Below are 26,850 nucleotides of genomic sequence, written 5' to 3'. Positions count from 1 at the left end.
TACCACCGGCTCGCCACCCGATATGACCGCTACGCCAACCACTTCAGCGCCTTCCTCACCCTCGCCGCCGCCCTCACCTGCTACAAGAAACTCCGCAAAACGGCCACATGAGACACCGTCTTAGCGCGAATTCGGAGGTAGCGGGCAAGAGCCTGGCCGGTCTTCTCCCCGAACGGTATCGCACGCTCCTTGTTCCCCTTGCCGTCAACCTTGATCAGGTCACGCCGCATATTCAGATCGTCGAGGTCGAGCATCGCCGTCTCCGTCAGCCGTCCACCAGTGTCAAACAGTAGGCGAATGATCGCTGTGTCGCGGCGGTCGAGGAAGGACTTTCCCGCGCACGTGGCCAGCAGCGCGGCCATCTCATCGTCCGCCACGACCGGGATCAGCTTCGTTCCGGGTTTAGGCTGCGGGATCCGCTGCATCGGATGCCGACTGATCTCCTCCTCGTACTCCAAGTATTTGAAGAATTGCTGCAGTGCCTTGTACTTGTTCAGTGCCGTGGCGGCCGACCTCGTCTCGATCATCCAGGCGAGGAACCACTCGATATGCCCCTTCTGCACATCGGTTGGATCCTCCGCAGCATCCGACATGTCCTCTCCGACGTTCCTGCCCGAGTTGGCCAGGAACGTCGTCGTGTCGCCGCCATCGAGAAAGCCGGCCAGCTGCGTGACCGCCAATTCGTAGTTGTAGCGAGTCGTCAACGGCTTGTTGGCCGCCCGCATGGACCGGTCCCAGTCCTCTACGTAGGTCCGCCAGATCGCACCAACGGGCCGCGGTAGACGCTGTTCAGTCAAATCCCCCTTCATGGGAACATCCTCCAGTCAAGTTGTCACCAACCGCTGTGCTCAACTGGACGAACGACCCAAGATCAACAAAAAGCGGGTCCTCACAGCCTCTGAGCTGCGAGAACCCGCTTCACCGTCGGGCTGACAGGATTCGAACCTGCGACCCCTTGACCCCCAGTCAAGTGCGCTACCAAACTGCGCCACAGCCCGGCCACACCTCCGTGAGGAGGTGCCCGCACAGCCTAACGCAACCAGCAGCCTCAGGACTTACGGGGGCGCTTCTCCCGGACCCGGACCGAGATGCGGACCGGGGTGCCGGCGAAACCGAACGCCTCTCGGAAGCGGCGTTCCACGAACCTGCGGTAGCCCGCCTCCAGGAAGCCGCTCGTGAAGAGGACCAGGGTGGGCGGTCGGGTCTGTGCCTGGGTCGCGAACAGGACCTTCGGCTGCTTGCCGCTGCGGACGGGGGGTGGGGTGGCGGCGATCAACTCAGCCAGCCAGGAGTTCAGCTGGCCTGTCGATACTCGCTGGTCCCACGAGGTCAGCGCGGTCCGCAGCGCCGGCGCCAGCTTGCGGACCGACCGGCCGGTCAGCGCGGACACGTTCACGCGGTCCGCCCAGGGGACACGGACCAGGCCACGCTCGAGCTCCCTGGTGAGCTGGTGGCGACGATCCTCGTCCACCAGGTCCCACTTGTTCAGGGCCAGGACGCAGGCGCGGCCGGCGTCGACCACCATCGTCAGGACTCGTAGGTCCTGCTCGGTGATCGGTTCGGACGCGTCGAGCAGCACGATCGCCACCTCGGCCGCCTCGATGGCGGCGCGAGTGCGCAGCGACGCGTAGTACTCCATGCCGGACGCCGTCTTCACTCGCTTGCGCAGGCCGGCCGTGTCCACGAACTGCCACGTCTCGTCATCCAGCTCCACCAGCGAGTCGACCGGATCGACCGTGGTGCCGGCCACCGGGTCGACGACGGCTCGGGCCGAGCCGGTCAGGCGGTTCAGCAGCGACGACTTACCCACGTTCGGCTTGCCGACCAGCGCCACGCGACGCGGGCCCCGCGCGGTGTCGAAGGACTCGCGGGGCGTCGCGGGCAGCGCATGCAGGACCGCATCGAGGAGGTCGCCCGAGTTGCGGCCGTGCAGCGCCGACACCGGGTGCGGCTCGCCGAGACCCAGCGACCACAGCGCCGCCGTGTCGGCGAGCAACCGCTCGTCGTCGACCTTGTTCGCGGCCAGCAGGACCGGCTTCTTCGAGCGACGCAGCACCCTGGCGGCCGCCTCGTCGGTCCCGGTCGCACCTACCGTCGCGTCGACCACCAACAACACAGCGTCCGCAGTCATCATGGCCAGCTCGGCCTGCTCGGTCACCGACGCCTGCAGACCCTCTGCCTTCGGGTCCCACCCGCCGGTGTCCACGACGGTGAACCGCCGACCGTTCCACAGCGCGTCGTACGCCACCCGGTCCCGGGTCACGCCCGGCTTGTCCTGCACCACCGCCTCGCGCCGCCCGATGATGCGGTTCACCAGCGTCGACTTGCCCACGTTCGGCCGCCCGACGACGGCCAGCACCGGCTGTGGCGGCTGACCGCCGTCCTCGTCGCCGTGGCCGAACTCCTCGTCCACGGCCGTCCACTCGGACTCCGTGGCCCACGTTCCATCCAGATCGGTCATCACAGTCCTCATCAGGCAGCGGCGGCGCGCTGCTCGTCCAGTTCGTGCACCAGGTCGGCCAGGCGCCCGCGGAGCTCCTCGGTCGCCGCCACCAGGCCGGACCGTCCTCGTGGGACGGTCAGCTGGAACGGCTCGCCGACCAGGACGTCCAGCCGCGGTCGGAACCGCCGGCCGCTCCCGGACGGCCGCAGCGTGCCGCGCGTCGCCACCGGCAGCACGACCGCGCCGGTGGTCCGCACGAGCCACGCCGCGCCCTGCTCGGCCCGCGCCACGTCGCCGGAACCCCTTGTCCCTTCGGGAAAGACGCCGAGCACGCCACCGGCGCGCAGCACCTGTACCGCACCCAGCAGCGCGGCCCGGTCGGCCTCACCGCGGCGGACCATCAGCTGCCCGATCCGCTTGAGACCCCAACCCATAGCGCCGGTGGCCAACTCACTCTTCACCAGGAACACCGACCGGCGCGGCAGCATTCCGAAGATCACCGGCGGCTCGATCAGCGTGCTGTGGTTCGCCACCAGGACAACCGGCCCGGTCAACGGAACCCGCGACCGACCCCGCACGCGCACCCGGTAGGCCGGGCGGTACAGCCAGCGCGCGATCCACCGGGCGAGGTCGTGCAGGCGCGGCCGGGCACCCTCGGGCAACACGGAAGGTCACCACCTGCCAGGGCTGGCAGCCACCCCACGCAGCTCGCGCTCGTCCACCAACTCCAGGATCTGGTCCAGCACGCCCGCGACGTCCAGGTGCGTGGTGTCCAGCCGCACCGCGTCGTCCGCCGCCTGCAACGGCGAGGCCGCCCGCGAGGAGTCCAGTCGGTCGCGCCGGTCCACGTCCTGCTTGGTCGCGTCCAGCGTCGACGTCCGGCCCTCGGCCGCGTCCTGACTGGTCCGCCGCTGCGCGCGGGCGTCCGACGACGCGGTGAGGAAGATCTTCAACGCCGCGTCCGGGGCGATCGCCGTGCCGATGTCGCGGCCCTCCACGACGATCCCGCCGTACGAGTCGCACGCCCCGGCGATCAGCTCCTGCTGCTGGATCCGCAGCAGCTCGCGCACCCGCGGCACCGCGGACACGGCCGACACCGCGCCGGTCACCACCTGGCCGCGGATCTCGATGCCCACGCTCTCCTCGCCCAGCCGCACCTCCTGGTGCGCCGGGTCGGTGCTGATGCTCAGCGTCACCCGCTCCGCGACCCGCGTGACGGCGGCCTCGTCGGACGGCGCCACGCCGGCTCGCAGCACGGCGAGCGTCACGGTCCGGTACATCGCGCCGGTGTCCAGATAACCGGCACCCAGGTGGGCCGCGAGTCGGCGCGCCACCGTGGACTTCCCGGTTCCCGACGGGCCGTCCAGCGCGATCACGCCACGCAGCTCGCCCTCAACCACCGCGGTTGCCTCCTCCATCCGACCCGCCCTTCCTCCATTGTGCCTGGTGCCTCCGAACCGTGGCGATCAGGACCCGGGTAGCTGGCAACTGGTGACAGCCATCTCCCCGACCATCAGCGGGTCCCCACGCGGCCGAAGCCGACCTAGCATCGCAAAGGCAGATACAGGAGGTAACGATGCTCAAACGCACAGTCATCGGCCTGGTCGCCGTCTCGTCCGCGCTGGTCGGCGGATTCGTCGTACCGAACGCGATGGCCGACGACGTCGCGCCCGCGGCCGTCACCATCAGCTACGACGACAGCCTGGCCCCGGAGTACACCAACGAGATCACCCAGGCCATCCAGATCTGGAACGACTCGGTGAACAACGTCGAGATCGTCAAGGCCCAGTCTGGTCAGCCGGCCGAGGTCACCTTCGAGTCCTTCGACGGCTGGCCGCAGGCCGAGCTGGGCCCGATGTTCCCTGGTGACAACGGCACCATCTGGATGGGCAAGCAGGCCGTCGACGAGGGTTACAACGTCATCCGGATCGCCGCGCACGAGTTCGGCCACAGTCTGGGCCTGCCCGACGTGAAGCCCGGACCGTGCGAGAGCCTGATGTCCGGCAGCACGGGCGGCGTGGACTGCACGAACGCACAGCCGAACGCCGAGGAGATCGCCGAGGTCGAGGCGAACTACGCGAACGGTGCCGCGAACGCGCCCAAGAAGGAGCAGCACCGAGTGATCATCGGCTGGCAGGACAGCTAGCCAGAACAGAGCACAGTTCGAAACAGGTCAGCGACGAGCCATGAGGCTGCTGATCAGGAGTGTTTCGAACTGTGCTCTCAAAGCAGCTCGCCGAGCGTGGCGATCGCCTTCTCCAGCTGCTCATCCGACATGTACGGGGCGGGGCCAAACCGGAGAAATTTACCCCTGCTGTCGGTGAGCACGCCACGCTCGGCGAGCTCCTTCTGTAGCACCCCGGCCCGCGGCGACTCCAGCGCGAGGAACCCGCCGTAGGCCGACCGCGGCGCCGACCGGTCGCGCGTGATGGCCTCCGGTGGCGCGTCGAGCGCGTCGAACAGGTCGGCCAGCAGCCCGTTCTGGTGCTGCGACACCTCCCGCAGGAACGCAGAGGTCAGCCCCTGTTCGGCGAAGAACTCGAGCACCCGCGCCGCGCGGTAGTGGCTCGTCGGGTCGTAGGTGGAGCCCGCGAACCGGTCCCCGCCGGGCGCGTAGCCGACCTGTCCGGACGCCTTCGCCGTCAGCTCGTCGAACTCCGCGAACCACCCGGTGACGACCGGCCGCAGCGACGAGGCGTGCGGGGGCAGCCGCAGGAAGCAGTTGCCCTCCCCGAGCTGGAGGTACTTGTAGCCGCCCCCGGTGACCCAGGCCGAGCCGAGCCCTGACGAACGCACGGACAGCGGCACCACGCCCAGCGCGTGGTAGGCGTCCACCAGCAACTCCGTTCCCCCGGCCTCGCAGGCCCGCGCCAGCGAACCGAGGTCGGGCACAATCCGCGAGGTCTCGAACAGCACGGCGGACACGAGCACGGCGGCGGTCCGCCCGTCCACCTCGGCCGCGAGCCGTTCGGCGAGCGTGTCGACCGGGGCCGCGGGTAGCCGGACGACCTCGACGCCCTCCTCGGCGAGCCGGGCGAGCTGGCGGCGCAGCGTGTGGAACTCGCCGTCGGTGGTCACCAGCCGCGGCCGCCGCCGAAGGTCCACACTGGACAGAAAGCGGATGACCAGATCGTGCGTCGAACCGGCGAGCGCGATGTCCGCGCCGGGATCGTCCAGCAGCGTCCGGAAGCCCTCACGTACCCAATCGGCCTTGGCGAAGGCCAGCTCCCACTTCTGGTCCGCGGCGGCGGCCGCGTCGGTGAACGCCTCGATCTGGCCGTGCAGCGCGACGTCCGGCCACGCCTGGTGGGAGTGGCCGGTCAGCAGCAGCCGGTTGGCGACGTCGAAGCGGCCGTAGTGGCGCGCGAGGGCGTTGGGGGCGCGGCGCAGATCGTCCAATGTGGTCACAGCTCGCTCCGTACGGCCCACAGGTCGGGGAACACGGCCTGGAACAGCGTCCGCTGCAGGTACGCGACGCCGGCCGAGCCGCCGGTGCCCGCCTTGGACCCGATCGTGCGCTCCACCATCTTCACGTGCCGGTACCGCCACTCCTGCATGCCCTCGTCCAGGTCGACGAGCAGGTCGGCCACGGTGGACGGGCCGGCGTCGTCGCCGTACACCTGTACCAGCACGCGCTGCACGTCCTGCGCGGCCTCCCAGGGCAGCCGCAGGTCCCGGTTGAGGTGGCTGGACGGGATGTCGTAGCCGCTGCCGGCCAGGTAGGCCAGGAACGAGTCGAAGATCGACCGCCGGGACATCGCCGCGGTGATCCGGTCGCGGGCCTCGCTGCCCTTCGCGTACGGCTGGAGCATTCGCTCGTCGCGGCGGCCGAGCACTGCCTCGAGCTCGCGGAACTGGCCGGACTGGAACCCGCTGGCCGCGTCGAGCCGCGCGCGGAAGCTGGTGAACTGGCGCGGGGTCATCGTCTCGAGCACGTCGATCTGCGCGACCACGACCTTGAGGATCGTCAGCGCCCGACGCAGGGTGCGGACCGAGTGCGCCGTGTCGACCTTCTCCAGCATGTACTGCAGGTGCGCGAGCTCGTGCAGCAGCTGCTTGAACCACAGCTCGTAGACCTGGTGGATGACGATGAACAGCATCTCGTCGTGCTCGTCGGACCGCGGCCGCTGCGCGGCGAGGACCTCGTCGAGCGCCAGGTAGGACGTGTACGTCAGCGCGGCTGACTGTCCATTCGGGCCTTGGTCGGTCATGGCATGGTCACCTCGTCGAAGTATCGCTGGGCCGCCGGGGCCAGCGCCGGGTACAGGTCGTGGAAAAGCCGCACGGCCTCGGCTCGGTGCTTGGGTGCGGGCACCAGGTCCTCGGGTAGCTCGGGATCCAGGAAGGGAAACTCGCGGAAGCTGTGCACCAGCCGGGTGCGCAGCAGCAGGGCCTGCCGGTCGTCGAGGGTCCCGCCGGCCCGCTGGTCGCGGAAGTGCTCGGCGAACGCGCGGTACCGCTCGGCCAGCTCGTCGAGATCCCAGACCCGGGCGACGAACACCCCGAAGTCGATCGCGACCGCCGGCCGGCCGAGCATGACGCCCGCGTGCGTCGCGACGTCCAGCTCGTCGAGGAGCTTGCCGACCTCGGCCTCCCGGTCGTGCGGGGCGAGCCATGTCCCGTCCTGCACCGAGCCGAAGCCGAGGAAGCGCAGCCGGCGCACCAGCCGGGTGCGGGCGAGCCTGCGGTCCTTCGGGATCGAGTGCCACAGGACTGTCCACGTGACCTCGGTGCGCGGGCTCTCGCCGAGCGAGAAGATCCGGCGGTCGCCCTCGGCGAGCACGGCGACCGTGCGCGGAGTGAACGCGTAGTAGACGTGCCGGCCGTCCCGACTGCTGGCCAGCAGCTCGCGACCGACCAGCCGGTTCAGCGCGACGCGCGCGGCGCCGGGCGAGAAGCCGAACTCCCCGAGCAGCCGCACCAGTCCGCCCGACCACACCACACCGCGCTCGCGCGGGACGTGGTGGGCGCCGAGCAGGCTCAGCACGAGACCCTGCGGGGCCGGCTCGAACCCTCGCAGCAGGTCGGTCATGCCCGGGAGCATAGTTGACGCCTTATCGGGGTCAACCGTAATGTTTCGCGGGTGAAGGTCGGCATCGGGCTCCCCAACACGATTCCCGGCGCTTCGGGCGCGTTGCTCGTGGAATGGGCTCGGCGCGCCGACGCCGGCCCGTTCTCCACGGCCGCGGTGCTCGACCGGCTGGTCTACGACAGCATCGAGCCGTTCGCCGCGCTGTCCGCGGCCGCGGCGGTCACCTCCCGCGTCGGCCTGGCGACCAACATCGCGATCGGCCCGCTCCGCGGCCCGGCGATGCTCGCCAAGCAGGCGGTGTCGGTCGACGCGATCTCGGACGGGCGGTTCACGCTCGGCCTGGGCGTCGGCGCCCGCCAGGACGACTACGACGCGGCAGGCGTGGACCGGCGCACCCGGGGGGCGGCGCTCTCCGAGCAGCTCGCCTACCTGCGCGGCCAGCTAGACGGCTCGGGCATCGGTCCGTCCCGGAAGGACATCGGGCTGCTCGTCGGCGGATCGAGCGGGCCGGCGTTCGCCCGGATGGCCCGCTACGCAGACGGCTACGCGCACGGCGGCGGCCCGCCGCGGGCGTTCGGCTCGGCGGCGACGCGGGCCCGTGCCGCGTGGCGGGACCTGGAGCGGCCAGGCGAGCCGACGCTGTGGGGCCAGGGCTACTTCGTGTTCGGCGACCCGGAACGCGGGCGTGACTACGTGCGCGACTACTACGCGTTCACCGGCCCGTTCGCGGAGCGGATCGCGGCCGGCATCCTGATCTCGGCGCGCGAGGTGAAGGACTTCGTGCGCGGCTACGAGGCGGAGGGCTGCGACGAGCTGATCCTCTACCCCACGGTCGCCGACCTGGACGATTTGGACCGGCTCGCCGAGGTGCTTTCGTAGTGCGCGTCGAGGTGGTGGGCGCGGGGCCGGCGGGGCTGTACCTGGCGATCCTGCTGAAGCGGGCCGACGCCGCGCACGAGGTCACCGTGGTGGAGCGCAACGCGCCGGACGCGACGTTCGGCTGGGGCGTGGTGTTCTCCGAGGAGACGCTGGGTGCGCTGCGGGACGCCGACTACGCCACCTACCTGGAGATCACCGACTCGTTCGCGCGGTGGACCTCGATCGACATCCACTACCGCGGGCAGGTGCTGCGCTCGACGGGTCACACGTTCTCGGCGATCAAGCGCACCCACCTGCTGGACATCCTGCAGCGCCGGGCCCGCGCGCTGGGCGTGACGTTGAAGTTCGGTGTCGAGGTCTCCTCGCCGTCGCCGGCCGACCTGGTGGTGGCCGCGGACGGGGCGAACAGCGTGTTGCGGCGCGCCGGTGACTTCGGGACCACCTCGCGGCCGCAGGGCTGCAAGTACGTGTGGTTCGGCACGGACCTCGTGTTCGACGCGTTCACGTTCATCTTCAAGCAGACCGAGCACGGGCTGTTCCAGGTGCACGCGTACCCGTTCGACGAGCACACCAGCACTTTCATCGTGGAGACGACCGAGGAGACCTGGCGGCGGGCCGGGCTGGACGCGATGTCGGAGGAGGAGAGCATCGCGTTCTGCCGCAAGCTGTTCGCCGACGAGCTGGGCGAGCACCGGCTGATGTCGAACAAGTCGGCCTGGCTGGACTTTCCCTTGGTGCGCAACGCTTCCTGGCATGACCGCAACGTGGTGCTCGTCGGCGACTCGGCGCACACCGCGCACTTCTCGATCGGCTCGGGCACCAAGCTCGCGATGGAGGACGCGATCGCGCTGGCCAACAGCTTCGTGCGGCATCCGTCGAGCGTCGAGCAGGCGCTCACCGACTACGAGCTGGAGCGCCAGCCGATTGTCGAGCGGTTCCAGCAGGCCGCGGGTGACAGCGCGGCGTACTTCAGCCGGGTCAGCCACTACACGGGGCTCGAGCCGATCCAGTTCGCGTTCAACCTGCTGACCCGCAGCGGTCGGATCAGCCACGCGAACCTGACCCAGCGCGACCCGCACCTGATCCGGGTGCTGGACTCGTGGTTCGCCGCGACCGCGGGCGGTTCGTCGGCCGCGCCCGGCTCGGTGGCCGCTCCGCCGACGTTCGCGCCGCTGCGGATCGGCGGGCTGACCACGCGGAACCGGGTGGTGCGCGCGGGCGGCGACCTGGCGGATGCCGCGCGGACGGGTGCCGGCCTGGTGCTGACCGGGTTCGTGGCCGTGTCGGCAGCCGGCCGGACCACGCCGTCGTGCCCGGTGCTCGACGAGTCGTGGGCGCCGGTGGTGGGCAAGCTGGTCGACACCGTGCACGACGCGGGTGCGCTCGTGGGCGTGCGACTCGGGCACGCAGGCCGGCGCGGCGCGGTCCGGGAGTCCGGTGTGGACGTTCCGCTGCGGGACGGGTGGCCGCTGCTGTCCGCGTCGCCGCTGCGGTACGCGCCGTTCGGGCCGGTGCCGCGGGAGATGTCGGCGGCGGACATGGAGCAGGTGCGGTCGGAGTTCGTCGCGGCGGCGACGCAGGCACGTTCGGCCGGCTTCGACGCGCTGGAGCTGGACCTGGCGGACGGGTATCTGTTGGCGAGCTTCCTGTCGCCGCTGACGAACCGGCGCACCGACGCCTTCGGCACGGACCGGCTGCGGTTCCCGCTGTCGGTGGTGGACGCGGTCCGCGCAGCGTGGCCGGCCGACCGCCTGCTGGTGGCGCGGCTGACGGTGACCGACTGGGCGCGCGGCGGACTGACGGTCGAGGACGGCATCGCGCATGCAGGGGCGCTGGCAGCGCACGGCGTGGACCTGGTGCACGTGCGGGCCGGACACACGACGGCGAGTTCGCGCCCGGAGTACCGGCGCGGGTACCTGACGACGCTGTCCGACCGGGTGCGCAACGAGGCCGGCGTGCCCACCCTGGTCGGCGGCTACCTGACCACCCCGGACGAGATGAACACGATCGTCGCCGCGGGCCGTGCGGACCTGTGCCTGTTCGACCCGCCGAGGAGCCCGCTGGAGGCGGCGCTGTGAGGCCGGCCAGCCCGGCGTCGCTTCGCCGGCGCCTCGCCGAGGCTCCCAACCAGGCGTCGCTCGCAGCGTTCGCCCCGAACTTCGATCCCGGCCGCGCGGGGGCCCCCCGATTTCCACTTTACCGACGAGCACCGACGATCCCGCCCACTCCGCGCCAGCCTGTGGACAACTCCGGAGTCGCGGGGGCCCCCCGCATTCCAGCCTACCGACGAGCACCGACGATCCCGGCCGCTCGAAGCCTGCCTGTGGACAACCCCGGGCTCGCGGGGGCCCCCCGCTTTCCAGTCTATTTGCGAGGGCTGACGGTTTCCGGGGGCCGGATGTCGGCCTGTGGACAACTGGATGCGCGCCAGGCTGAGCGATTCCGCATTCTGCGACAAGCAGTCGTGGGCCCGGCCGGACGGTTCGGCGCGCTACTCAGCACATCGCGAGATTCCGCGTTGTGCCTCGAAGCGCGAGAATCGGGCGTGATCGACGAACCGAGCCGGCCCCGGCGTCCTGGCCGCCACCTGTCCACAGCCCCGCCCCGCGGCACGAGAAACAGTCGGTTCTCGGCGCTAGGCTGGAAAACGGGGGCCGGAGGCCGACCATGACCGCCTTCGCCGAGCTCACCTCGCCCCAGATCGCCGAGTTGCGAGACGGGCCGCGCAAGCCCGTCCTCCTGCTGCCGGTCGGCGCGGTCGAGCCGCACGGGCCGCACGCGCCGCTCGCCACCGACCTGCTCATCTCCGCCGGCATGTGCCAGCGCGCCGCCGACCGGCTCGCCGGCGACGACGACCTCCGCGTCCTCGTCCTGCCCGCCCTCGACTACGGCGTCACCGACATGGGCGCCTCCTTCCCCGGCGTCATCTCGATCAGCCCCGAAACCCTGTGCGCGCTCATCAAGGACGTGTGCGCATCACTGAAACGGCAAGGACTCGACCGGATCGTCGTCGTCAACAACCACTACGAGCCCGCGCACGTGACCGCCCTGCGAACCGCCACGAAGGACGCCGGCGTGGCCTACCTCGACCTGCTGCGCCGGGCCAACGTCGCGCGGCTGACCGACGAGTTCCGGTCCGGCTCCTGCCACGCCGGGCAGTACGAGACCTCGCTCGTCCTCGCCGACCGGCCCGAGCTGGTCGACACCGCGGTACAGCGCGAGCTGCCACCGGTCCTCGTCGACATGCCCGCGGCGATGTCCGCCGGGCACAAGGACTTCGTCGAGATGGGCATGGACGCCGCCTACTGCGGCACCCCGGCCGGCGCCACGGCCGCCGAGGGAAAGTCCACTTTCGACACGCTGACCGACCTGCTCGTCGAACTCATCCGGGAAGTGGGGCGCGCCTGATGCGGTACGAGGACCTCCCCGAGCGGCTCAACGTCGCCGACTACTTCGTCGACCGCAACCTCGCCGACGGCCGCGGCGACCGGCAAGCCCTGCTCACCGCCGCCGGCCCCACGACCTACGCCGAGCTCGCCGCCCTCGTGAACCGGATCGGCAACGTCCTGCTCGAGCTCGGCGTCCGGCGCGGCGACCGGGTCCTGCTGGCGCTCTCGGACGGCGTCGAGTTCGTCGCCACCTGGTACGCGGCGCAGAAGATCGGCGCGGTCACCGCCGAGGTGTACACCTTCCTGCCGGCGAAGGACTACCGCTACTTCCTCGACTACACCGGCGCGAACGTCGTCGTGGTCGACCCGGTGACGCTCGAGCGGATGCGCGAGGCCTCCGGTGGTCGGCACCGCCTGCTCGTCGTCGGCGACGCCGAGCCGCGTTCGAACGAGCACGACCTCGCCGCGCTCGCCAAGCAGGCGCCCGACACCCTCGACGCCGCGCCGACCACCAGAGACGACGTCGCGATCTGGAAGTTCACCACCGGCAGTACCGGCGCGCCCAAGGCGTGCGTGCACCCGGTGGCGAGCCCGGTGCTCAGCCACCACTGCTACGCCCGCGACGTGCTGGACATCGGCGCGGACGACATCGTGCTGCCGGTGCCGAAGCTGTTCTTCGGCTACGCCCGCGACCTCGCCGCGCTCTACCCGTTCGGCGTCGGCGGCGCGGGCATCGCGTTCCCCGAGCGCACCACCGCGGAGCGGATCTTCGAGCTGATCGCCCGGCACCGCCCCACGATCCTGGTGAACGTGCCGACGATGATGAGTGCGATGGTCGCCCACCCCGAAGCGTCCACACAGGACCTCAGCTGCCTGCGAGTATGCACGTCGGCCGGGGAGGCGCTGCCGGCCGAGCTGCACCGCAAGTGGGACGCGGCGTTCGGCGTCGAGGTCGTCGACGGCATCGGCTCCTCGGAGGCCTACCACATCTACATCTCCAACCGGCCCGGCGCGGCTCGCCGGGGCACCTGCGGGCAGGCCGTTCCCGGCTACGCCGCGCGGATCGTCGACGAGGACGGCAAGGAGCTGCCGGACGGCGACGTCGGCACGCTCGAGGTCACCGGCGGCACGATCGCGCGGGAGTACTACCAGGACGCGGCGAAGTCGGCGACGACCTTCCGCGGCGACACCGTCCACACGGGAGACATGTTCAGCCGCGACGCCGACGGTTTCTTCACCTACCACGGCCGCGCCGACGACCTGCTGAAGGTCGGCGGCATCTGGGTGGCGCCGGGCGAGATCGAGCACTGCCTGATCGGCCACCCGGACGTCGTGGAGTGCGGCGTGGTCGGCCAGGAGTCCGAGGGGCTCGTGCGCACGCGCGCGTACGTGGTGCTGCGCGAGGGCGCCGCCCCGGAGGGTGAGGCCCTGCGGGAGTACGTGGGCGAGCGGCTGTCCGGGCACAAGCGGCCGCACGAGGTCGTCTTCGTCACCGAGCTGCCGCGTACGAGCAACGGCAAGCTGGACCGGCGTGCGCTGAGGGCCCTGTGAGCGGCGTGCGCCGACTGGTCGTGGTCACCGGCGGGACCAAGGGGATCGGCGCGGCGGTCGCCCGGCGGTTCGCCGACGCCGGCGACAAGGTCGTGGCGCTCGGCCGGGCCGACCTCGATGTCACCGACGAGGCCGCGGTGTCCGAGGTGCTCGGTTCGCTCGGCGACGTCGCCGTGCTGGTCAACAACGCCGGCGTGTCCGCCAGCGCGCCGGTGCACCGCACCAGCCTGGCGGTCTGGCGAACGCAGCTGGAGGTGAACGCGACCGGCGCGTTCCTGTGCACGCGGGCAGTACTGCCGGGCATGCGGGCGCGCGACCGCGGCCGCATCGTCACGGTCGCCTCGACCGCCGCGCACCTCGGCGCCCCGTACACCGCCGGCTACACGGCGTCGAAGCACGCGGCCGTTGGTCTGATGAGGACGGTCGCGGCCGAGGTCGCCGGCAGCGGTGTGACCGCGAACGCCGTCTGCCCGACGTTCGTGCGCACCGAGATGACCGCCCGCACCGTGGCGCGGATCGCCGAGCGGACCGGCAAGTCCGAGCAGGACAGTGAGGCGTCGATCGCCGGGCTCTCGCCACTGGGCCGGCTGCTCGAACCCGAGGAGGTAGCGTTCGCGGTGGCCTTCCTCGCCGCACCAGAAGCGGGCGCGATCAACGGCCAGACGATCGTCCTCGACGGAGGAGGCATACAGGCATGAGTCCATTCCGGGCGTCGCCCGGTTTCACCGACAAGTGGGAGCACTTCGACTTCGCGGTGGTCGACGGGGTCGCCACGGTGACGTTCTCCCGGCCGGAGAAGCTGAACGCGCTCACCTTCGACGTCTACGCCGACCTGCGCGACGTGCTGGCCGAGCTGCCGCACCGCGGCGACGTGCGGGCGGTCGTGCTGACCGGGCAGGGCCGCGGGTTCTGTTCCGGCGGCGACGTCGAGGAGATCATCGGCGAGCTGCAGAAGATGGCGCCCGCACAGCTGCTCGAGTTCACCCGGATGACCGGCGCGGTGGTGAAGGCGCTGCGCGAGTGCCCGCTGCCGGTGATCGCGTCGATCAACGGGGTCGCGGCCGGCGCGGGTTCGGTGATCGCGCTGGCGTCGGACTTCCGGCTGCTGGCCTCGTCGGCGTCGTTCGCGTTCCTGTTCACCAGGGTCGGGTTGGCCGGCGCGGACATGGGTTCGGCGTACCTGCTGCCCCGGCTGGTCGGGCTCGGCCGGGCCACCGAACTGCTGGTGCTAGGGGACAAGGTCACCGCGGAGCGGGCGGACGCGATCGGGCTGGCCACCTCCGTGGTGCCGGACGACGAGCTGCCCTCGGCCACCGCGACGCTTGCGCGGCGACTGGCGGACGGGCCGGCGCTCGCGTACTCGACGACGAAGGTGCTGCTGACCCGGGAGCTCGACATGGACCTGGGCAGCGCGATCGAGCTGGAGGCGATGACGCAGGCCCTGCTCATGAAGAGCGACGACCACGCGGAGTTCTACGCGGCGTGGGCCGCCGGCCGTCGTCCACAATGGAGTGGCAAGTGAACCGAATCGTCAACGCGCCGGGGCTCGCCGAGCCGGTCGGGTTCGCACACGCCGTGGTCGCCCGGCCGGGCGACACGGTGTACCTGGGCGGGCAGACCGCGCAGGGCCGAGACGGCGCGATCGTCGGCGCGACGATGGTCGAGCAGTTCGACGTGGCCGCCGGCAACGTGGTGACCGCGTTGACCGCCGCCGGCGCCAAGCCGGACCAGCTGGTGTCGCTGATCATCTACACGACCGATGTGGCCGAGTACCGGGCGTCGTTGGGCGAGCTGGGACCGGTGTGGCGCAGGCATTTCGGCCGCCACTACCCCGCGGTCGCGCTGCTCGGCGTGGCCGCCCTGTTCGACGACGACGCGAAGGTCGAGCTGGTCGGGACGGCGGTGATCCCGGCGTGACCAACCTGATGGCGCGGACCGAGGAGGTCGCGCGCACGCTGCCGCCGGTCGCCGAGGCCGGCGAGCCCGGGCGGGTGAACCGGGAGCTGCTGTCGGCGCTGGCTTCCTCGGGGTTGCTCGACGAGATCTTCCGACGGTCCGGCCCCGGCTACGAGCCGACGTCGGCGATGGCGCTCTGCCTGATCCGCGAGGGGCTGGCCCGGCACTGCACGGAGGCGGAGACGGCGTTCGCGTTGCAGGGGCTGGGCGCGTACCCGATCCTGCTTGCCGGTTCTGTGTCTATTGTGGACGAATGGATCCCGCGGATCGCGGCGGGCGAGGTCGCGGTGGGGTTCGCGCTCACCGAGCCGGACGCCGGCTCGGACGCCGGTTCCCTCGCACTCGCGGCCGAGCCCGTCGAGGGCGGGTTCCGGCTGTCCGGCGAGAAGGCGTTCATCTCGAACGCGCCGGACGCGGCGGTGTACTCGGTGTTCGCGCGCACGTCGGACGCGGGCTCGCGGGGCATCACGGCGTTCGCCGTGCCTGGTTCGGCGGGCGGCCTGACCGGTTCGCGGCAGGAGATGGTGTCGCCGCACCCGATCGGTCGGCTGGTGTTCGCCGACGTCTTCGTGCCGTCGTCCGCGGTGCTCGGCTCGGTCGACGAAGGTTGGCGGGTCGCGATGCGGACGCTGGACATGTTCCGGCCGAGCGTGGGGGCGTTCGCGCTGGGGATGGGGCAGGCGGCGCTCGACGCGGCGGTGGCGCACACCGCTTCGCGGCAGGCGTTCGGGCGTCCGCTGCGCGAGTTCCAGGCCGTGTCCCACCAGTTGGCCGACGTGGCGACCCGGCTGCACGCCGCCCGCTTGTTGGTCCACGACGCGGCGGCGGCCTACGACGGCGGCGGCCGAACGGGCCACCTGTCGGCGATGGCGAAGCTGTTCGCGACGGAGACCGCGCAGCAGGCCGTGGACGTGGCGATCCAGGTGCACGGCGCGCGTGCGCTGGAGCGCGGGCACCTGCTGGAGCATCTGTACCGGGAGGTCCGCGCACCCCGAATCTATGAGGGCGCGAGCGAGATCCAACGGGAGATCATCGCCCGCCACCTGTACCGCTGATCCCACACCGACGGCCGGCCCTCGAGCCCGGCGGATCGTGGGCGGGCGAGTGCACATGCAAACGTTGCTGCTCAGACGTACCCGTCTCGCCCTGGGGGACCCCTGGTTTCAGCCTAGTCGCGAGCACCGACGGGATCGGGGGCTCGGCGGCGAGCTGTGGACAACCAGGTCGGTTGTGGACAACTCGCCACCGAGCGATGAGCCGGCGGGTCAGCGGGCCGGGATCGTCGACATGGCGGTCTGTAGTTCCTCGTCCGTGAGCTCTCGGTCCACCATGTCGCCCGCCAGGTAGCTCTCGTACGCCGGCAGGTCCAGGTGCGCGTGCCCGCACAGCGCGGTCAGGATGACCTTCTCCTCACCCGTCTCCTTGCAGCGCAACGCCTCCCGCACACACTCGGCCAGCGCGTGCGTCGGCTCGGGGGCCGGGACGATGCCCTCCGCCCGCGCGAAGCGCACCCCCGCCGCGAAGCACTCGTTCTGGCCGACCGCCACGGCGTCGACCAGGCCCAGCGACACGATGTGCGACAGCAGCGGCGACATCCCGTGGTACCGCAGCCCGCCGGCGTGGATCGGGTCCGGGATGAAGTCGTGGCCCAGCGTGTGCATCTTCAGCAGCGGCGTCAGCCCCGCGGTGTCACCGAAGTCGTACGTGTACGTGCCGCGGGTCAGCGACGGGCACGCGGCGGGCTCGACCGCGCGGATCGACGGCGAGATGCGGCCCGCGAGCTTCTCCCGCAGGAACGGGAACGCGAGTCCACCGAAGTTCGACCCGCCGCCGGTGCAGCCGACGATCACATCGGGAGTGTCACCGGCCAGCTCGAACTGCCGCAACGCCTCCTCGCCGATGATCGTCTGGTGCATCAGCACGTGGTTGAGCACGCTGCCGAGCGCATACCTCGCGGCAGGATCGGCGGCGGCCATCTCGACGGCCTCGCTGATCGCGATGCCCAGCGAGCCCGTCGAGTCCGGGTGCTCCTTGAGCACCGCCCGCCCGGAGTTCGTCAGGTCCGACGGGCTCGGGTGCACGGTCGCGCCGAAGGTCTCCATCATGATCTTGCGGTACGGCTTCTGGTCGTACGACGCGCGCACCTGCCAGACCTCGCACTCCAGGCCGAACTGCGCGCACGCGAACGCCAGCGCGCTCCCCCACTGGCCGGCACCGGTCTCCGTCGTCAGCTTGGTGACGCCCTCGGCGGCGTTGTAGAACGCCTGCGGCACGGCGGTGTTCGGCTTGTGCGAGCCGACCGGGCTGACGCCCTCGTACTTGTAGTAGATCCGCGCCGGCGTGCCCAGCGCCTTCTCCAGCCGATGCGCCCGGAACAGCGGCGAGGGCCGCCACAGCCGGTAGACCTCCTGGACCTCGTCCGGAATCGGGATGTACCGCTCGCCGCTGACCTCCTGCTGGATCAGCGCCATCGGGAACAGCGGCGCCAGGTCATCGGGCCCGACCGGCTCGCCGGTGCCCGGGTGCAGCGGCGGGGGCGGCGGCTCGGGCAGGTCGGCCACCACGTTGTACCACTGGGTTGGCATGTCGGCTTCATCGAGGACGAACTTGGTACGTCCGGACATGGTGGCTCCTTGATCGGCAACTAGATCCACACCACGTTAGGACCGCTTGTGCCGGGAAGAAAGCTCGGGTACACGCGGTTACCCTGACGTGGTGAACGTCGAGGTGACCCCCTTACCAGGCATCGGCACGCGCCAGGATTTCGTGTCTCGCGCGGGACGCCGCATCGGCGTGATCACCTACCGCGACGGCCGCTTCGAGCTGATCGTCTCCCGGGAGGACGACCCGGACACCTGTACCGCGTCGATCCCGCTGTCCGTCGAGGAGGCGAGCGCGCTCGCCGGCCTGCTCGGCGCGCCACAGCTGGTCGCCGACCTGCGCCGGGAGAACGAGGACCTGGCCGGCGTGCACACCAAGCACCTGTCGCTGCTGCACGGCTCGCCCTACGACGGCCGCACGCTCGGCGACACCCAGCTACGCACCCGCACCGCGGTCTCCGTGGTGGCGGTCGTGCGCGCGGGCACCGTGCACCCGTCGCCTCGGCCGGACTTCATGCTCGGCGGTGGCGACTCGCTGGTCGCCGTCGGCACGGGCGAGGGCCTGGCCAAGGCGGCCGACGTGCTCGACCGGGGGTGACGTGCACGAATCCGCGGTCGCGCTGATCGAGCTGGGCGCGATCTTCTTCGGGCTCGGCATCCTCGGCCGGGTGGCGTGGAAGATCGGCATCTCGCCCATCCCGTTCTACCTGCTCGGCGGGCTCGCGTTCGGCAGCGGCGGGCTCGTGCCGCTCTCCGGCATCGAGGAGTTCACCACGCTGGCCGGCGAGATCGGCGTGATCCTCCTGCTCCTGCTGCTCGGCCTGGAGTACTCGGCGGCCGAGCTCGTCACCGGCCTGCGCCGGTCGTGGCTGGCCGGGCTGGTGGACCTCGTGCTGAACGCGGCACCCGGCGCGGCGGTCGCGCTGCTGCTCGGCTGGGGGCCGGTCGGCGCGCTCGCGATGGCCGGCGTCACCTACATCTCGTCGTCCGGGATCATCGCCAAGGTGCTCGGCGACCTCGGCCGGCTGGGCAACCGGGAGACCCCGGTCGTGCTGTCGATCCTCGTCTTCGAGGACCTCGCGATGGCCGTCTACCTGCCGATCCTCACCGCCGTGCTGGCCGGCGCGACGCTGCTCGGCGGGCTGACCGCGACCGGGATCTCGCTCGTGGTCGTCACGCTGGTGCTGGTGCTCGCGCTCCGGTTCGGCCGGTACGTGTCGGCCGTCGTGGACAGCAAGAGCCCCGAGGTGTTCCTGCTGCGCGTGCTGGGCGCCGCCCTGCTGGTCGCGGGTGTGGCACAGCAGCTGCAGGTGTCGGCCGCGGTCGGCGCGTTCCTGCTCGGCATCGCGATCTCCGGGTCGACCGCGGAGAACGCCACCCGGATGCTGGAGCCGCTGCGGGACCTGTTCGCGGCGATGTTCTTCGTGGTGTTCGGGCTGAACACGGTGCCGTCGACCATCCCGCCGGTGCTGGGCGCGGCCGTGCTGCTGGCGCTGGTCACGACGGTCACGAAGCTCGTGACGGGCTGGTGGGCGGCGAAGCGGCAGGGCATCGGGCGGATGGGCCGGGCGCGGGCCGGCGCGGCGCTGGTGGCGCGCGGCGAGTTCTCGATCGTCATCGCCGGGCTCGCGGTGTCCGCCGGCGCCGTCGACGCCCAGCTGGCCGCGCTCACGACGGCGTACGTGCTGGTCATGGCCATCTCCGGACCACTGGCCGCGCGGCTCGTCGAACCGGTCGTGCGCCTGGTCGCGCAGCGGTTACGGCCGGCCACCGCCTAGGTCGGCGAGGAGCAGGCCGGAGCGGGGCTTCGGGGTGAAGTAGGTGCTCTTGCGCGGCATCCGCCCGCCGCCGGCGTGCACGGCCAGGACGTCCGCGAGCGGCACCGGGGCGAGCAGCAGCACGGCGTCCGCGCCGGCCGGCGGGGTCCGGTCGCCCGCGAGAGGGCGGACGTGCGAGCCCTCCGGGTCGACGCCGAGTGCCTCGCGGATCAGCTGCTCCTCCACCACGGCGTGGTCCATCCCGTCGGGCAGCCCGACCATGAGCGTCCCTTGTGGACAGCGGGCCACCAGCGTGCCGGTGCGCTGCGGCGGGTCCGCGAGGCTGGTGCGCTCGACGTCGAGACCCAGCTCGCGCCAGGCCCGCTCGAGGTCGGCGAGCGTGCGGCCGGTCCCGGTGAGCACGCGGTGGAAGGCGCCGATCCGCAGCGCCGGGCCGGCGGTGACCAGCGCCAGCATCCCGGTCAGCCCGGCCGCCGCCGCGGCGGCGACGCGGTGGTTGCCGTCGGCCACCATCAGTGGGTTCGCCGCGACCACGGCGAGGATCCGCTCACGTTCCGCACCGGGACCGAGCAGCCACAGCCGGTGCCGCCGGCCGCTGGAGTCCACAGTCGATACCGCGGCGTCCGTGCCCGTCGTCACCCGGCGGACGGCCGCGGTGAGGTCGTCCTGCCGCCCGACCGGCACGAGCATCGCCGCGCTCGTCGCGTAGCCCAGCCCGGTCAGCGCCTCGGCCCGCTCGGCGACGACCTCCGGGTAGACCTCCTCGCTGTGCCGCACCCGGCCGATCCCCTCGGCGTCCACCGCGGCCGGGTCGACCATGCACAGCAGTCCGCACGCCGTCCCGTCCGGACCGTCCACTTCGTACGGCGCGACGACGTCGGTGACCGCGCGGTAGTCGGTGCGCAGCAGTACGGCGAGTGTGTTGCGGGCGTCGGGCAGGGCGTCGAGCAGCCCGAGGCCGCGAGCGCGCGCGGCCGGGGTGCGGTGCGGGTGCTGGATCGCGAGCAACGTGCGCGAGTTGGCCCGGCGCAACGCGGCGACGATCCGGTCCGGCTCGGCGAACTCGTCTACGTCCGGGCCGGGCACCTCGCTGCGCACCACCCAGCCGCGCTCGATCGGTCCAACCCAGCCGGTCACAGGCCGACGGCCGCGAAGAGCGAGCCGATCTCGGCTCGGGTGAGCCCGCGCAGCGTGCCGGAGCGCTGGCTGCCGAGGCGGACGTCGGCGACCTGGGTGCGGACGAGCTTGCGGACCGGGTGGCCGACCTCGGCCAGCATCCGGCGCACGATGTGGTTGCGGCCCTCGTGCAGCACCACCTCGACGAGCGCCTTGCCGCCGTTGGTGTCGACCACGCGGAAGCCGTCGACCTTGGCCGGGCCGTCGTCGAGCTCGACGCCGTTACGCAGCTGGCGGCCGACCGTGCGTCCGACGGGTCCGGGCACCTCGGCGAGGTAGGTCTTGAGCACGACGAAGGACGGATGCATGAGGCGGTGCGCGAGGTCGCCGTCGTTGGTGAGCAGCAGCAGGCCCTCGGTGTCGGCGTCGAGGCGGCCGACGTGGAAGAGGCGTTCCCTGCGGTCGCGGACGTAGTCGCCGACGCAGGGCCGGCCGCGGTCGTCGGACATCGTGGTGTGCACGCCGCGCGGTTTGTTGAGCGCGAGGTAGACGAGATCGGTACGGACAACGACGCGGACGCCGTCCACGTGGATCACCGCGGTCTCCGGGTCGACGCGGCGGCCGAACTCGCTGACCACCGTGCCGTTCACGCTGACCCGCCCCGCGGCGATCAGCTCCTCAGCGGCCCGGCGACTCGCGACGCCGGCCTGCGCGAGCACCTTCTGGAGGCGGATTCCTTCGTTAGACGTCATCGATGGAGTCCACTTCCGGCAGTAGCGGCGCGATCGGCGGTAGATCCTCCAAGGAGGACAGACCGAGACGCTCGAGGAACAGTTCCGTTGTGCGGTAGAGAAAGCCACCGGTCTCGACGTCGGTACCGATCTCCTCGACCAGGCCGCGGGCGAGCAGTGTGCGGATGACGCCGTCGCAGTTGACGCCGCGGACGGCCGCGACCCGGGCCCGGGTGACGGGCTGCCGGTAGGCGATGACCGCGAGGGTTTCGAGGGCGGCGCGGGTGAGCTTGGCGCGCTGGCCGTCGAGCAGCATCTTCTCGACGTAGGGGGCGTACTTGTCGCGGGTGTAGAACCGCCAGCCCCCGCCGACGCGGCGCAGGTCCAGCCCGCGCTCGTGCTCGCCGAGGTGGGCCGCCATCCGCCCAAGCGTCGCGACGACACGATCGAGCCCCGCCCCGACGGCGCCGGCGAGCACGTCCTCCTCGACGGGCGAGTCGACGACGAGGAGGAGGGCTTCGAGGGCCTTCTCGAGTTCGGCGTCATCCAGCTCAGGCAGCTCGTCGGTCTCGACCTCCTCGCCGGCCTGGTCAGCGCCGTCGAGGACGTCGGTGGGCGGATCCGCGTCAGCCGGCCCAACCGAAGGTTCGGTCTCCGGCGCCGACCCGGCTTCCGCCACAGGTGCAGCCGGCGACTCCGCGACCGCCCGATCAGGCATTTCGGCCTCCGACTCGGACGGCGACTCCCCCGCCGACTCGGCAGACAGATCGCCTTGCGTATCCAGCGATCCCGCCACCGCGGCCGAAGAATCCGCCGCCAGCTCCGTCGGCGAGTCCGTCACCAGCGAAACAGGCTTTTCGGCATCCGGCTCGGGTGATTCCGTCGGCGGCGCCGCGGCGGCGGGCGGTTCCGCCGTCCCCCCTGTCGGCGACTTCGCCACCACCTCGGGCGTTTCAGTCTCCTGCTCGGCTGACGAATCCGTCATCGCCGCGGTGGGCGGTTCGGGCGGTGCCATGGCCAGCGATTTCGTCTCCAGCTCGGCCGGTGGCACCGCCGCTGACTCGGCCGGCGAGTCCGCCGACAATTCCGTGACCTGCGCGGCCGGCGAGTCGGTTTCTGCCTCGACCGACAGCGCCACATCCGGCGAGCCCGCCATCGGTGCGGTCGGCGAGACCGGCGGTTCAGTCTCCGACCGGGCGGGTGGTTCCGTCAGCGGCTCGGGCGAGTCCGGCTCTGTATCCGGCGTGGTGGGCGGATCCGCGTCCAGCGCAGCCGGCGAGTCCGGGGCGGTCGGCGGGTCCGCGTCGTGGAGTTCCTCCTGGCCAGCCGAATCCGGCCGCTCCATCGGCGGCGACTCGGGCGGCTTCTCCGTGTCCGCCGGCTCCGGGACCGCCTCGGTCGGCGGGTCCGCGTCCGCGACCGGGGCCGGCTCCGGCCTCGGGTCCTGCGGTTGGCTCACCCGTACTCCTCCTCCTCGCCGCCGTTCTCGGCGACGCTCGCCGCGTTCTCGACACTGCCGCCGATCCACTGCACGTGCAGGTCCGCCAGCGCTTCCTCCTGCAGGAACGTGACCGCGTCTTCCTTGTACAGATCCAGCAGCGCCAGGAAGCGGGCCACCACCTCGATGCTGTGCTCGCAGTCGGCCACCAGTTCGCTGAACGACGCCCGGCCCGTCGACGCCAGCCGCACCCGCAGCACGGCCGCGTGCTCGCGCACCGACACCTTGCCCATGTGCAGATGCTCGATCGACACCATCGGCGGCGGCTTCGGGCGGAACACCGCCGCGGCGATCTCCGCGAACCGGTCCGGGCTCACGCCCAGCATGACCTCGGGCAGCAGCGACGCAAACCTGTCCTCCAGCGCCACCGACCGCGGGTACCGCCGCAGCGCACCCTGCTCCAGCTCCGCGAACAGCGCCGCCACCTGCTTGTACGCCCGATACTGCAGCAACCGCGCGAACAGTAGGTCGCGCGCCTCCAACAGTGCCAGGTCGTCCTCGTCCTCGACGTCGCCGGTTGGCAACAACCGCGCGGCCTTCAGGTCGAGCAGCGTCGACGCGATGACGAGGAACTCCGTGGTCTCGTCCAGGTTCCAGTCGTCGCCCGCCTGGCGCAGGTGGGCGATAAAGTCGTCCGTGACCCGGTGCAGCGCAACCTCGGTGACATCCAGCTCGTGCTGGGAGATCAGCTGCAGCAGCAGGTCGAACGGGCCCTCGAAGTTCGACAACCGCACGGTGAACCGCGCGGGCGCCGACTCTTCCGGAGCGTCCGAGGACGAGGAAATCAACAAGCACTACTTCCCGGTGTCATGACGCAATCGTCGCACCAGCACCGAGTCCTCACCGCGCTCCTCCAGGTCGGCGAGCACGACGGCGATGGCCTCGCGCACCACCCGGCCGCGGTCGACCGCCAGCCCATGCGTCGCCCGCAGCGCCAGTCGGGCGTGCTCGAGGGCGAGAAGCTCCTCGTCGGAGACGTACACGGTGATCTTCGCGGTGTGCTTCTGCCGCGGTGTGCCGCGACGCGGGCTGGCCGCCGCGTGGTGGTTGTTGGGCCGGCGTTCGAACCAGCCCTCGTCGGTCGGCCCTCCCGTGGATCTGAACAGTTCCGCCGCCCCCGGCAACGAGGCTCGACGGTTCACCGGGCGTGCGCCACTTCGCGGGCGATCACTTCGCGGGCCAGCTGACGGTAGGCCTTGGCACCGGCCGAGCGCGGCGCCCACACGGTGATCGGCGCGCCGGCGACCGTGGTCTCCGGGAACCGGACCGTCCGGTTTATCACCGTGTCGAACACCGTGTCCTGGAAGCGCTCGACCACGCGCTGGATGACCTCGCGCGAGTGCAGCGTGCGCGGGTCGAACATGGTCGGGAGGATGCCGGTGATCTCGAGCTTCGGGTTCAGCCGCTCGCGCACCTTCTCGATGGTGTCGATCAGCAGGGCCACGCCGCGCAGGCTGAAGAACTCGCACTCCAGCGGGATCAGCACGCCGTCGGCGGCCGCGAGCGCGTTGACCGTGAGCAGGCCGAGCGAGGGCTGGCAGTCGATCAGGATGTAGTCGTAGTGGGCGACCACCGGGCGCAGCGCGCGGACCAGCGTGTGCTCACGACCGACCTCGGCCACCAGCTGCACCTCGGCCGCCGACAGGTCGATGTTGCTCGGCAGCAAGTCCATGTTGTCGACGCCGGTCCGGATGACGGAGTCGGTGACGCTCGCGGACCGCTCGATGATGATGTTGTAGATGGTGCGGTCGAGCTGGTGGGCGGGGATGCCGAGGCCGACGGACAGCGCGCCCTGCGGGTCGAAGTCGACGATCAGCACGCGGCGGCCGAACTCGGTCAGCGCGGCGCCCAGGTTGATCGTCGACGTCGTCTTGCCGACGCCGCCCTTCTGGTTGCAGAGCGCGAGCACCTTCGCCGGGCCGTGCCCGTTGAGCAGGGGCGGTTCCGGGATGTGTCGCTTCGGTCGGCCGGTGGGTCCGAGTGCGCCGTTGGGGCTTTCGTCGAGCGCCTCGTCCTCGTCGGAGGCCGCCCGCGGTGCGATGCTGAGCTCCGAAGGATGAAATGTCGACATATGGACCTAGCTCCTTGTCGTCCGCGCTGTGCGCCGAAGCTTAGAGATTGCCTGGTGCGGGCAGCAAAGAGGCTCGCCGATGAGGGCGGGACCTATCCTGAGAGTCGTGCCAGTCCGCCAACTACGCCTGGTCGTCACCGCCACCGACTACGACGAGGCGGTGCATTTCTACCGCGACGTCCTCGGCCTCGGTGAACGGGATGCCGTCCAGTCCCCCGACGGCCGCGTGATGATCCTCGATGCAGGTCAGGCCACCCTCGAGCTCGCCGAACCGGCGACGGCGGAGTACATCGACCAGGTCGAGGTCGGCCGCCGGGTGGCCGGCCACATCCGGGTGGCCTTCGAGGTCACCGACACCGCGACCGTGACGGCCGCCCTCGCGGACGCGGGCGCCGAGGTGCTGGCCGAGCCCCGCCGGACGCCGTTCCGCTCGACGAACGCCCGTCTCAACGGCCCGGCCGGCCTCCAACTGACCCTCTTCCAGATGGACTGACCCATCCACAGGTGGCCGGCTTGTCCACAGGCTGGCGGTCTGACCTGGGATTGTCGGTGTTCAGCGATAGGCTGGCATCGAGGGTGGCCCCCGGAGAGGGTGGGGGCGTTGGGTTTCTTGCGTTCTGCACGCGTGCGCGTGCGCGCGGGTCGTTTCGGACGGATGTGCTGGGCCCGAGCCGTGGTGGCCGGGCTGGGATGGGCCGCGCGGGGTTGACCGGACGTGAAGGCCGACCACAGCCAGGTGCGGAGCCCAGGCGTCGGCCAAGCAGCGGGGCTGAGCGCAGGGGCCGGGGTGCGGCGCGGGCGCAGGAGCTGGCGGATCAGCGGCGAGAGAACCCTCTGGTCAGCCGCGGGCTCGCGGGTGTGCCGTCGCGTAGACCTCGCGCAGCGTGTTCACCGTGACCAGCGTGTAGATCTGCGTCGTGGTCACCGAGGCGTGACCGAGCAGCTCCTGGACCACCCGTACGTCCGCGCCACCCTCCAGCAGGTGCGTCGCGAACGAGTGGCGCAGCGTGTGCGGCGACACCGGCGCGGTGATGCCCGCCCGCGATGCGGCGACCTTCAGCACCTGCCACGCGCTCTGCCTCGACAACCGGCCTCCGCGAACGTTCAGGAACACCGCCGGCGTGCCGCGCCCGCGGGCGGCCAGCCCGGGACGGGCCCGCACCAGGTACGCGTCCAGCGCGTCCAGCGCGGGCCGCCCGACCGGCACCAGGCGCTGCTTGCCGCCTTTGCCATCCAGCCGCACGGTGCGCTCGTGGGAGTCGACGTCGTCCAGGTCGAGGCCCACCGCCTCCGAGATGCGGGCGCCGGTGGAGTACAGCACCTCCAGCAGCGCCCGGTCCCGCAACGGCCCGGCGCCGTCGCCGGGGGTGTCCAGCAGCCGCACGACGTCGTCGACCGGGAGCGCCTTCGGCAGACGGCGCGGCGCGGCGGGCGGGCGCACCTCACGAGCCGGGTCGAGGTCGACGAGCCCCTCCCGCACGGCGAACTTGTGCAGCCCCCGCACCGCGACCAGCGCCCGGGCGGCCGACGACGCGGCCAGCGGCGGGTGCGCCTCGTCGCCCTCGCGAAGAACGGCCAGGAACGCCGACACGTGCTCCTCGGTCACCGCGGACAGGTCCGCCAGGCTGGACACCGTGAGATGCGACGCGTACCGGCGCAGGTCCCGGGTGTACCCGTCGAGGGTGTTGCGCGACGTGCCGCGCTCGACGGCGAGGTGATCGAGATACCCCGCGACCGCGGCGGCGAGTGCCGGTGCGACCGCATGCTCGATCATGGCACCTCCCTGGGAGGCGGCCCAGCCTATTC

At 71.4% G+C, this 26,850-nt stretch carries 27 protein-coding genes, 1 tRNA gene and 1 pseudogene; 13 read left to right on the top strand and 16 right to left on the bottom strand.

All coding sequences use genetic code 11. The features are described 5' to 3' along the window. Positions 1 to 111, top strand: a pseudogene (locus tag ACRDSK_RS07185) (IS5/IS1182 family transposase); the annotation flags it as partial. Here ACRDSK_RS07185 and ACRDSK_RS07180 read toward each other — a convergent pair. The 5 genes from ACRDSK_RS07180 to cmk all read right to left on the bottom strand — a co-directional run bounded on the left by ACRDSK_RS07180 (position 81) and on the right by cmk (position 3,843). Next, positions 81 to 809: a tyrosine-type recombinase/integrase gene (locus tag ACRDSK_RS07180; RefSeq protein WP_431439156.1), complete on the bottom strand. Its 729-nt coding sequence runs from the start codon at positions 807 to 809 to the stop codon at positions 81 to 83. The pseudogene ACRDSK_RS07185 and the gene ACRDSK_RS07180 overlap by 31 nt on opposite strands. Before the next feature lie 115 nt (positions 810 to 924). Continuing rightward, a tRNA-Pro gene (locus ACRDSK_RS07175) sits at positions 925 to 998 on the bottom strand. Between the two features lie 50 nt (positions 999 to 1,048). Continuing rightward, a complete protein-coding gene (der, locus tag ACRDSK_RS07170; protein WP_431439155.1) occupies positions 1,049 to 2,461 on the bottom strand; it encodes a ribosome biogenesis GTPase Der in 1,413 nt (470 codons plus the stop codon). Between the two features lie 11 nt (positions 2,462 to 2,472). Next, positions 2,473 to 3,108: a lysophospholipid acyltransferase family protein gene (locus ACRDSK_RS07165; protein WP_431439154.1), complete on the bottom strand. Its 636-nt coding sequence runs from the start codon at positions 3,106 to 3,108 to the stop codon at positions 2,473 to 2,475. A gap of 6 nt (positions 3,109 to 3,114) precedes the next feature. Further along, positions 3,115 to 3,843, bottom strand: a complete 729-nt coding sequence (gene cmk / locus ACRDSK_RS07160) for a (d)CMP kinase (protein WP_431439153.1) — start codon at positions 3,841 to 3,843, stop codon at positions 3,115 to 3,117. A gap of 176 nt (positions 3,844 to 4,019) precedes the next feature. Here cmk and ACRDSK_RS07155 point away from each other — a divergent pair, with 176 nt between their 5' ends. Further along, positions 4,020 to 4,589, top strand: coding sequence for a snapalysin family zinc-dependent metalloprotease (locus ACRDSK_RS07155; RefSeq protein ID WP_431439152.1), 570 nt, complete (start codon positions 4,020 to 4,022; stop codon positions 4,587 to 4,589). A gap of 77 nt (positions 4,590 to 4,666) precedes the next feature. On the opposite strand, the gene ACRDSK_RS07150 is transcribed toward ACRDSK_RS07155, so the two are convergent. Genes ACRDSK_RS07150 through ACRDSK_RS07140 form a run of 3 tightly spaced genes read right to left on the bottom strand, consistent with a single transcriptional unit; the run spans position 4,667 to position 7,475 of the window. Then, entirely contained in the window at positions 4,667 to 5,851 is a 1,185-nt protein-coding gene (locus ACRDSK_RS07150) for a kynureninase (protein ID WP_431439151.1), read from the bottom strand. Continuing rightward, positions 5,848 to 6,654, bottom strand: a complete 807-nt coding sequence (locus tag ACRDSK_RS07145) for a tryptophan 2,3-dioxygenase (RefSeq protein WP_431439150.1) — start codon at positions 6,652 to 6,654, stop codon at positions 5,848 to 5,850. The genes ACRDSK_RS07150 and ACRDSK_RS07145 overlap by 4 nt, the downstream gene beginning before the upstream one ends. Continuing rightward, positions 6,651 to 7,475 carry a PaaX family transcriptional regulator gene (locus ACRDSK_RS07140; protein ID WP_431439149.1) on the bottom strand — a complete coding sequence of 275 codons (825 nt, stop codon included), beginning with the start codon at positions 7,473 to 7,475 and terminating at the stop codon, positions 6,651 to 6,653. The genes ACRDSK_RS07145 and ACRDSK_RS07140 overlap by 4 nt, the downstream gene beginning before the upstream one ends. Positions 7,476 to 7,526: 51 nt before the next feature. Between ACRDSK_RS07140 and ACRDSK_RS07135 the strand changes: the two genes are divergently transcribed. The 8 genes from ACRDSK_RS07135 (at position 7,527) to ACRDSK_RS07100 (ending at position 16,305) form a co-directional block, all read left to right on the top strand. Beyond that, positions 7,527 to 8,354 carry an LLM class flavin-dependent oxidoreductase gene (locus tag ACRDSK_RS07135; protein ID WP_431439148.1) on the top strand — a complete coding sequence of 276 codons (828 nt, stop codon included), beginning with the start codon at positions 7,527 to 7,529 and terminating at the stop codon, positions 8,352 to 8,354. Next, the gene (locus tag ACRDSK_RS07130; RefSeq protein WP_431439147.1) at positions 8,354 to 10,432 is read left to right on the top strand and encodes an FAD-dependent monooxygenase; all 2,079 of its coding nucleotides are present in this window, start codon (positions 8,354 to 8,356) and stop codon (positions 10,430 to 10,432) included. The genes ACRDSK_RS07135 and ACRDSK_RS07130 overlap by 1 nt, the downstream gene beginning before the upstream one ends. A 589-nt stretch (positions 10,433 to 11,021) precedes the next feature. Continuing rightward, the gene (locus ACRDSK_RS07125) at positions 11,022 to 11,762 is read left to right on the top strand and encodes a creatininase family protein (RefSeq protein WP_431439146.1); all 741 of its coding nucleotides are present in this window, start codon (positions 11,022 to 11,024) and stop codon (positions 11,760 to 11,762) included. Next, a complete protein-coding gene (locus tag ACRDSK_RS07120) occupies positions 11,762 to 13,294 on the top strand; it encodes a benzoate-CoA ligase family protein (protein ID WP_431439145.1) in 1,533 nt (510 codons plus the stop codon). Before ACRDSK_RS07125 ends, ACRDSK_RS07120 begins: the two co-directional genes overlap by 1 nt. 5 nt (positions 13,295 to 13,299) lie before the next feature. Further along, positions 13,300 to 13,992 carry an SDR family NAD(P)-dependent oxidoreductase gene (locus tag ACRDSK_RS07115; RefSeq protein WP_431439144.1) on the top strand — a complete coding sequence of 231 codons (693 nt, stop codon included), beginning with the start codon at positions 13,300 to 13,302 and terminating at the stop codon, positions 13,990 to 13,992. Next, positions 13,989 to 14,816: an enoyl-CoA hydratase family protein gene (locus ACRDSK_RS07110; protein ID WP_431439143.1), complete on the top strand. Its 828-nt coding sequence runs from the start codon at positions 13,989 to 13,991 to the stop codon at positions 14,814 to 14,816. The genes ACRDSK_RS07115 and ACRDSK_RS07110 overlap by 4 nt, the downstream gene beginning before the upstream one ends. Beyond that, the gene (locus tag ACRDSK_RS07105; protein WP_431439142.1) at positions 14,813 to 15,211 is read left to right on the top strand and encodes a RidA family protein; all 399 of its coding nucleotides are present in this window, start codon (positions 14,813 to 14,815) and stop codon (positions 15,209 to 15,211) included. The genes ACRDSK_RS07110 and ACRDSK_RS07105 overlap by 4 nt, the downstream gene beginning before the upstream one ends. An 8-nt stretch (positions 15,212 to 15,219) precedes the next feature. Then, positions 15,220 to 16,305, top strand: a complete 1,086-nt coding sequence (locus ACRDSK_RS07100) for an acyl-CoA dehydrogenase family protein (protein WP_431439158.1) — start codon at positions 15,220 to 15,222, stop codon at positions 16,303 to 16,305. Positions 16,306 to 16,515: 210 nt separating this feature from the next. Here ACRDSK_RS07100 and ACRDSK_RS07095 read toward each other — a convergent pair whose 3' ends face one another. Continuing rightward, positions 16,516 to 17,874: a TrpB-like pyridoxal phosphate-dependent enzyme gene (locus ACRDSK_RS07095; RefSeq protein WP_431439141.1), complete on the bottom strand. Its 1,359-nt coding sequence runs from the start codon at positions 17,872 to 17,874 to the stop codon at positions 16,516 to 16,518. Positions 17,875 to 17,965: 91 nt separating this feature from the next. On the opposite strand from ACRDSK_RS07095, the gene ACRDSK_RS07090 reads away from it, so the two are divergent. Both ACRDSK_RS07090 and ACRDSK_RS07085 read left to right on the top strand, forming a co-directional pair. Next, the gene (locus tag ACRDSK_RS07090) at positions 17,966 to 18,448 is read left to right on the top strand and encodes a cation:proton antiporter regulatory subunit (RefSeq protein WP_431439140.1); all 483 of its coding nucleotides are present in this window, start codon (positions 17,966 to 17,968) and stop codon (positions 18,446 to 18,448) included. Between the two features lies 1 nt (position 18,449). After that, on the top strand, positions 18,450 to 19,628 hold the full coding sequence (locus ACRDSK_RS07085) for a cation:proton antiporter (protein ID WP_431439139.1): 1,179 nt from the start codon (positions 18,450 to 18,452) through the stop codon (positions 19,626 to 19,628). On the opposite strand, the gene ACRDSK_RS07080 is transcribed toward ACRDSK_RS07085, so the two are convergent. From ACRDSK_RS07080 to ACRDSK_RS07055, 6 genes are all read right to left on the bottom strand, one after another. Further along, on the bottom strand, positions 19,608 to 20,765 hold the full coding sequence (locus tag ACRDSK_RS07080) for a DUF1015 family protein (protein WP_431439138.1): 1,158 nt from the start codon (positions 20,763 to 20,765) through the stop codon (positions 19,608 to 19,610). The two genes, ACRDSK_RS07085 and ACRDSK_RS07080, sit on opposite strands and share 21 nt — an antisense overlap. Then, complete coding sequence (locus ACRDSK_RS07075; protein WP_431439137.1) at positions 20,762 to 21,496, bottom strand: pseudouridine synthase; 735 nt, start codon at positions 21,494 to 21,496, stop codon at positions 20,762 to 20,764. The genes ACRDSK_RS07080 and ACRDSK_RS07075 overlap by 4 nt, the downstream gene beginning before the upstream one ends. Beyond that, positions 21,486 to 22,460, bottom strand: a complete 975-nt coding sequence (gene scpB / locus ACRDSK_RS07070) for an SMC-Scp complex subunit ScpB (RefSeq protein ID WP_431439157.1) — start codon at positions 22,458 to 22,460, stop codon at positions 21,486 to 21,488. Before scpB ends, ACRDSK_RS07075 begins: the two co-directional genes overlap by 11 nt. Positions 22,461 to 22,930: 470 nt before the next feature. Beyond that, complete coding sequence (locus tag ACRDSK_RS07065; protein WP_431439136.1) at positions 22,931 to 23,761, bottom strand: segregation and condensation protein A; 831 nt, start codon at positions 23,759 to 23,761, stop codon at positions 22,931 to 22,933. A gap of 6 nt (positions 23,762 to 23,767) precedes the next feature. Continuing rightward, positions 23,768 to 24,115 (bottom strand): hypothetical protein, encoded by a 348-nt coding sequence (locus ACRDSK_RS07060; protein WP_431439135.1) that lies wholly within the window; start codon positions 24,113 to 24,115, stop codon positions 23,768 to 23,770. Further along, positions 24,112 to 25,044, bottom strand: coding sequence for a ParA family protein (locus ACRDSK_RS07055; RefSeq protein ID WP_431439134.1), 933 nt, complete (start codon positions 25,042 to 25,044; stop codon positions 24,112 to 24,114). Before ACRDSK_RS07055 ends, ACRDSK_RS07060 begins: the two co-directional genes overlap by 4 nt. Before the next feature lie 106 nt (positions 25,045 to 25,150). Here ACRDSK_RS07055 and ACRDSK_RS07050 point away from each other — a divergent pair, with 106 nt between their 5' ends. Further along, positions 25,151 to 25,537: a VOC family protein gene (locus ACRDSK_RS07050; RefSeq protein WP_431439133.1), complete on the top strand. Its 387-nt coding sequence runs from the start codon at positions 25,151 to 25,153 to the stop codon at positions 25,535 to 25,537. A 345-nt stretch (positions 25,538 to 25,882) separates the two neighbouring features. On the opposite strand, the gene xerD is transcribed toward ACRDSK_RS07050, so the two are convergent. Then, complete coding sequence (gene xerD, locus ACRDSK_RS07045) at positions 25,883 to 26,818, bottom strand: site-specific tyrosine recombinase XerD (protein WP_431439132.1); 936 nt, start codon at positions 26,816 to 26,818, stop codon at positions 25,883 to 25,885. Positions 26,819 to 26,850 lie beyond the last annotated feature (32 nt).

Origin of the sequence: Actinophytocola sp. (genome assembly GCF_050699915.1) — a bacterium.
GTDB lineage: Bacteria > Actinomycetota > Actinomycetes > Mycobacteriales > Pseudonocardiaceae > Actinophytocola.
This window is presented reverse-complemented; position numbering and strand designations above follow the sequence as displayed.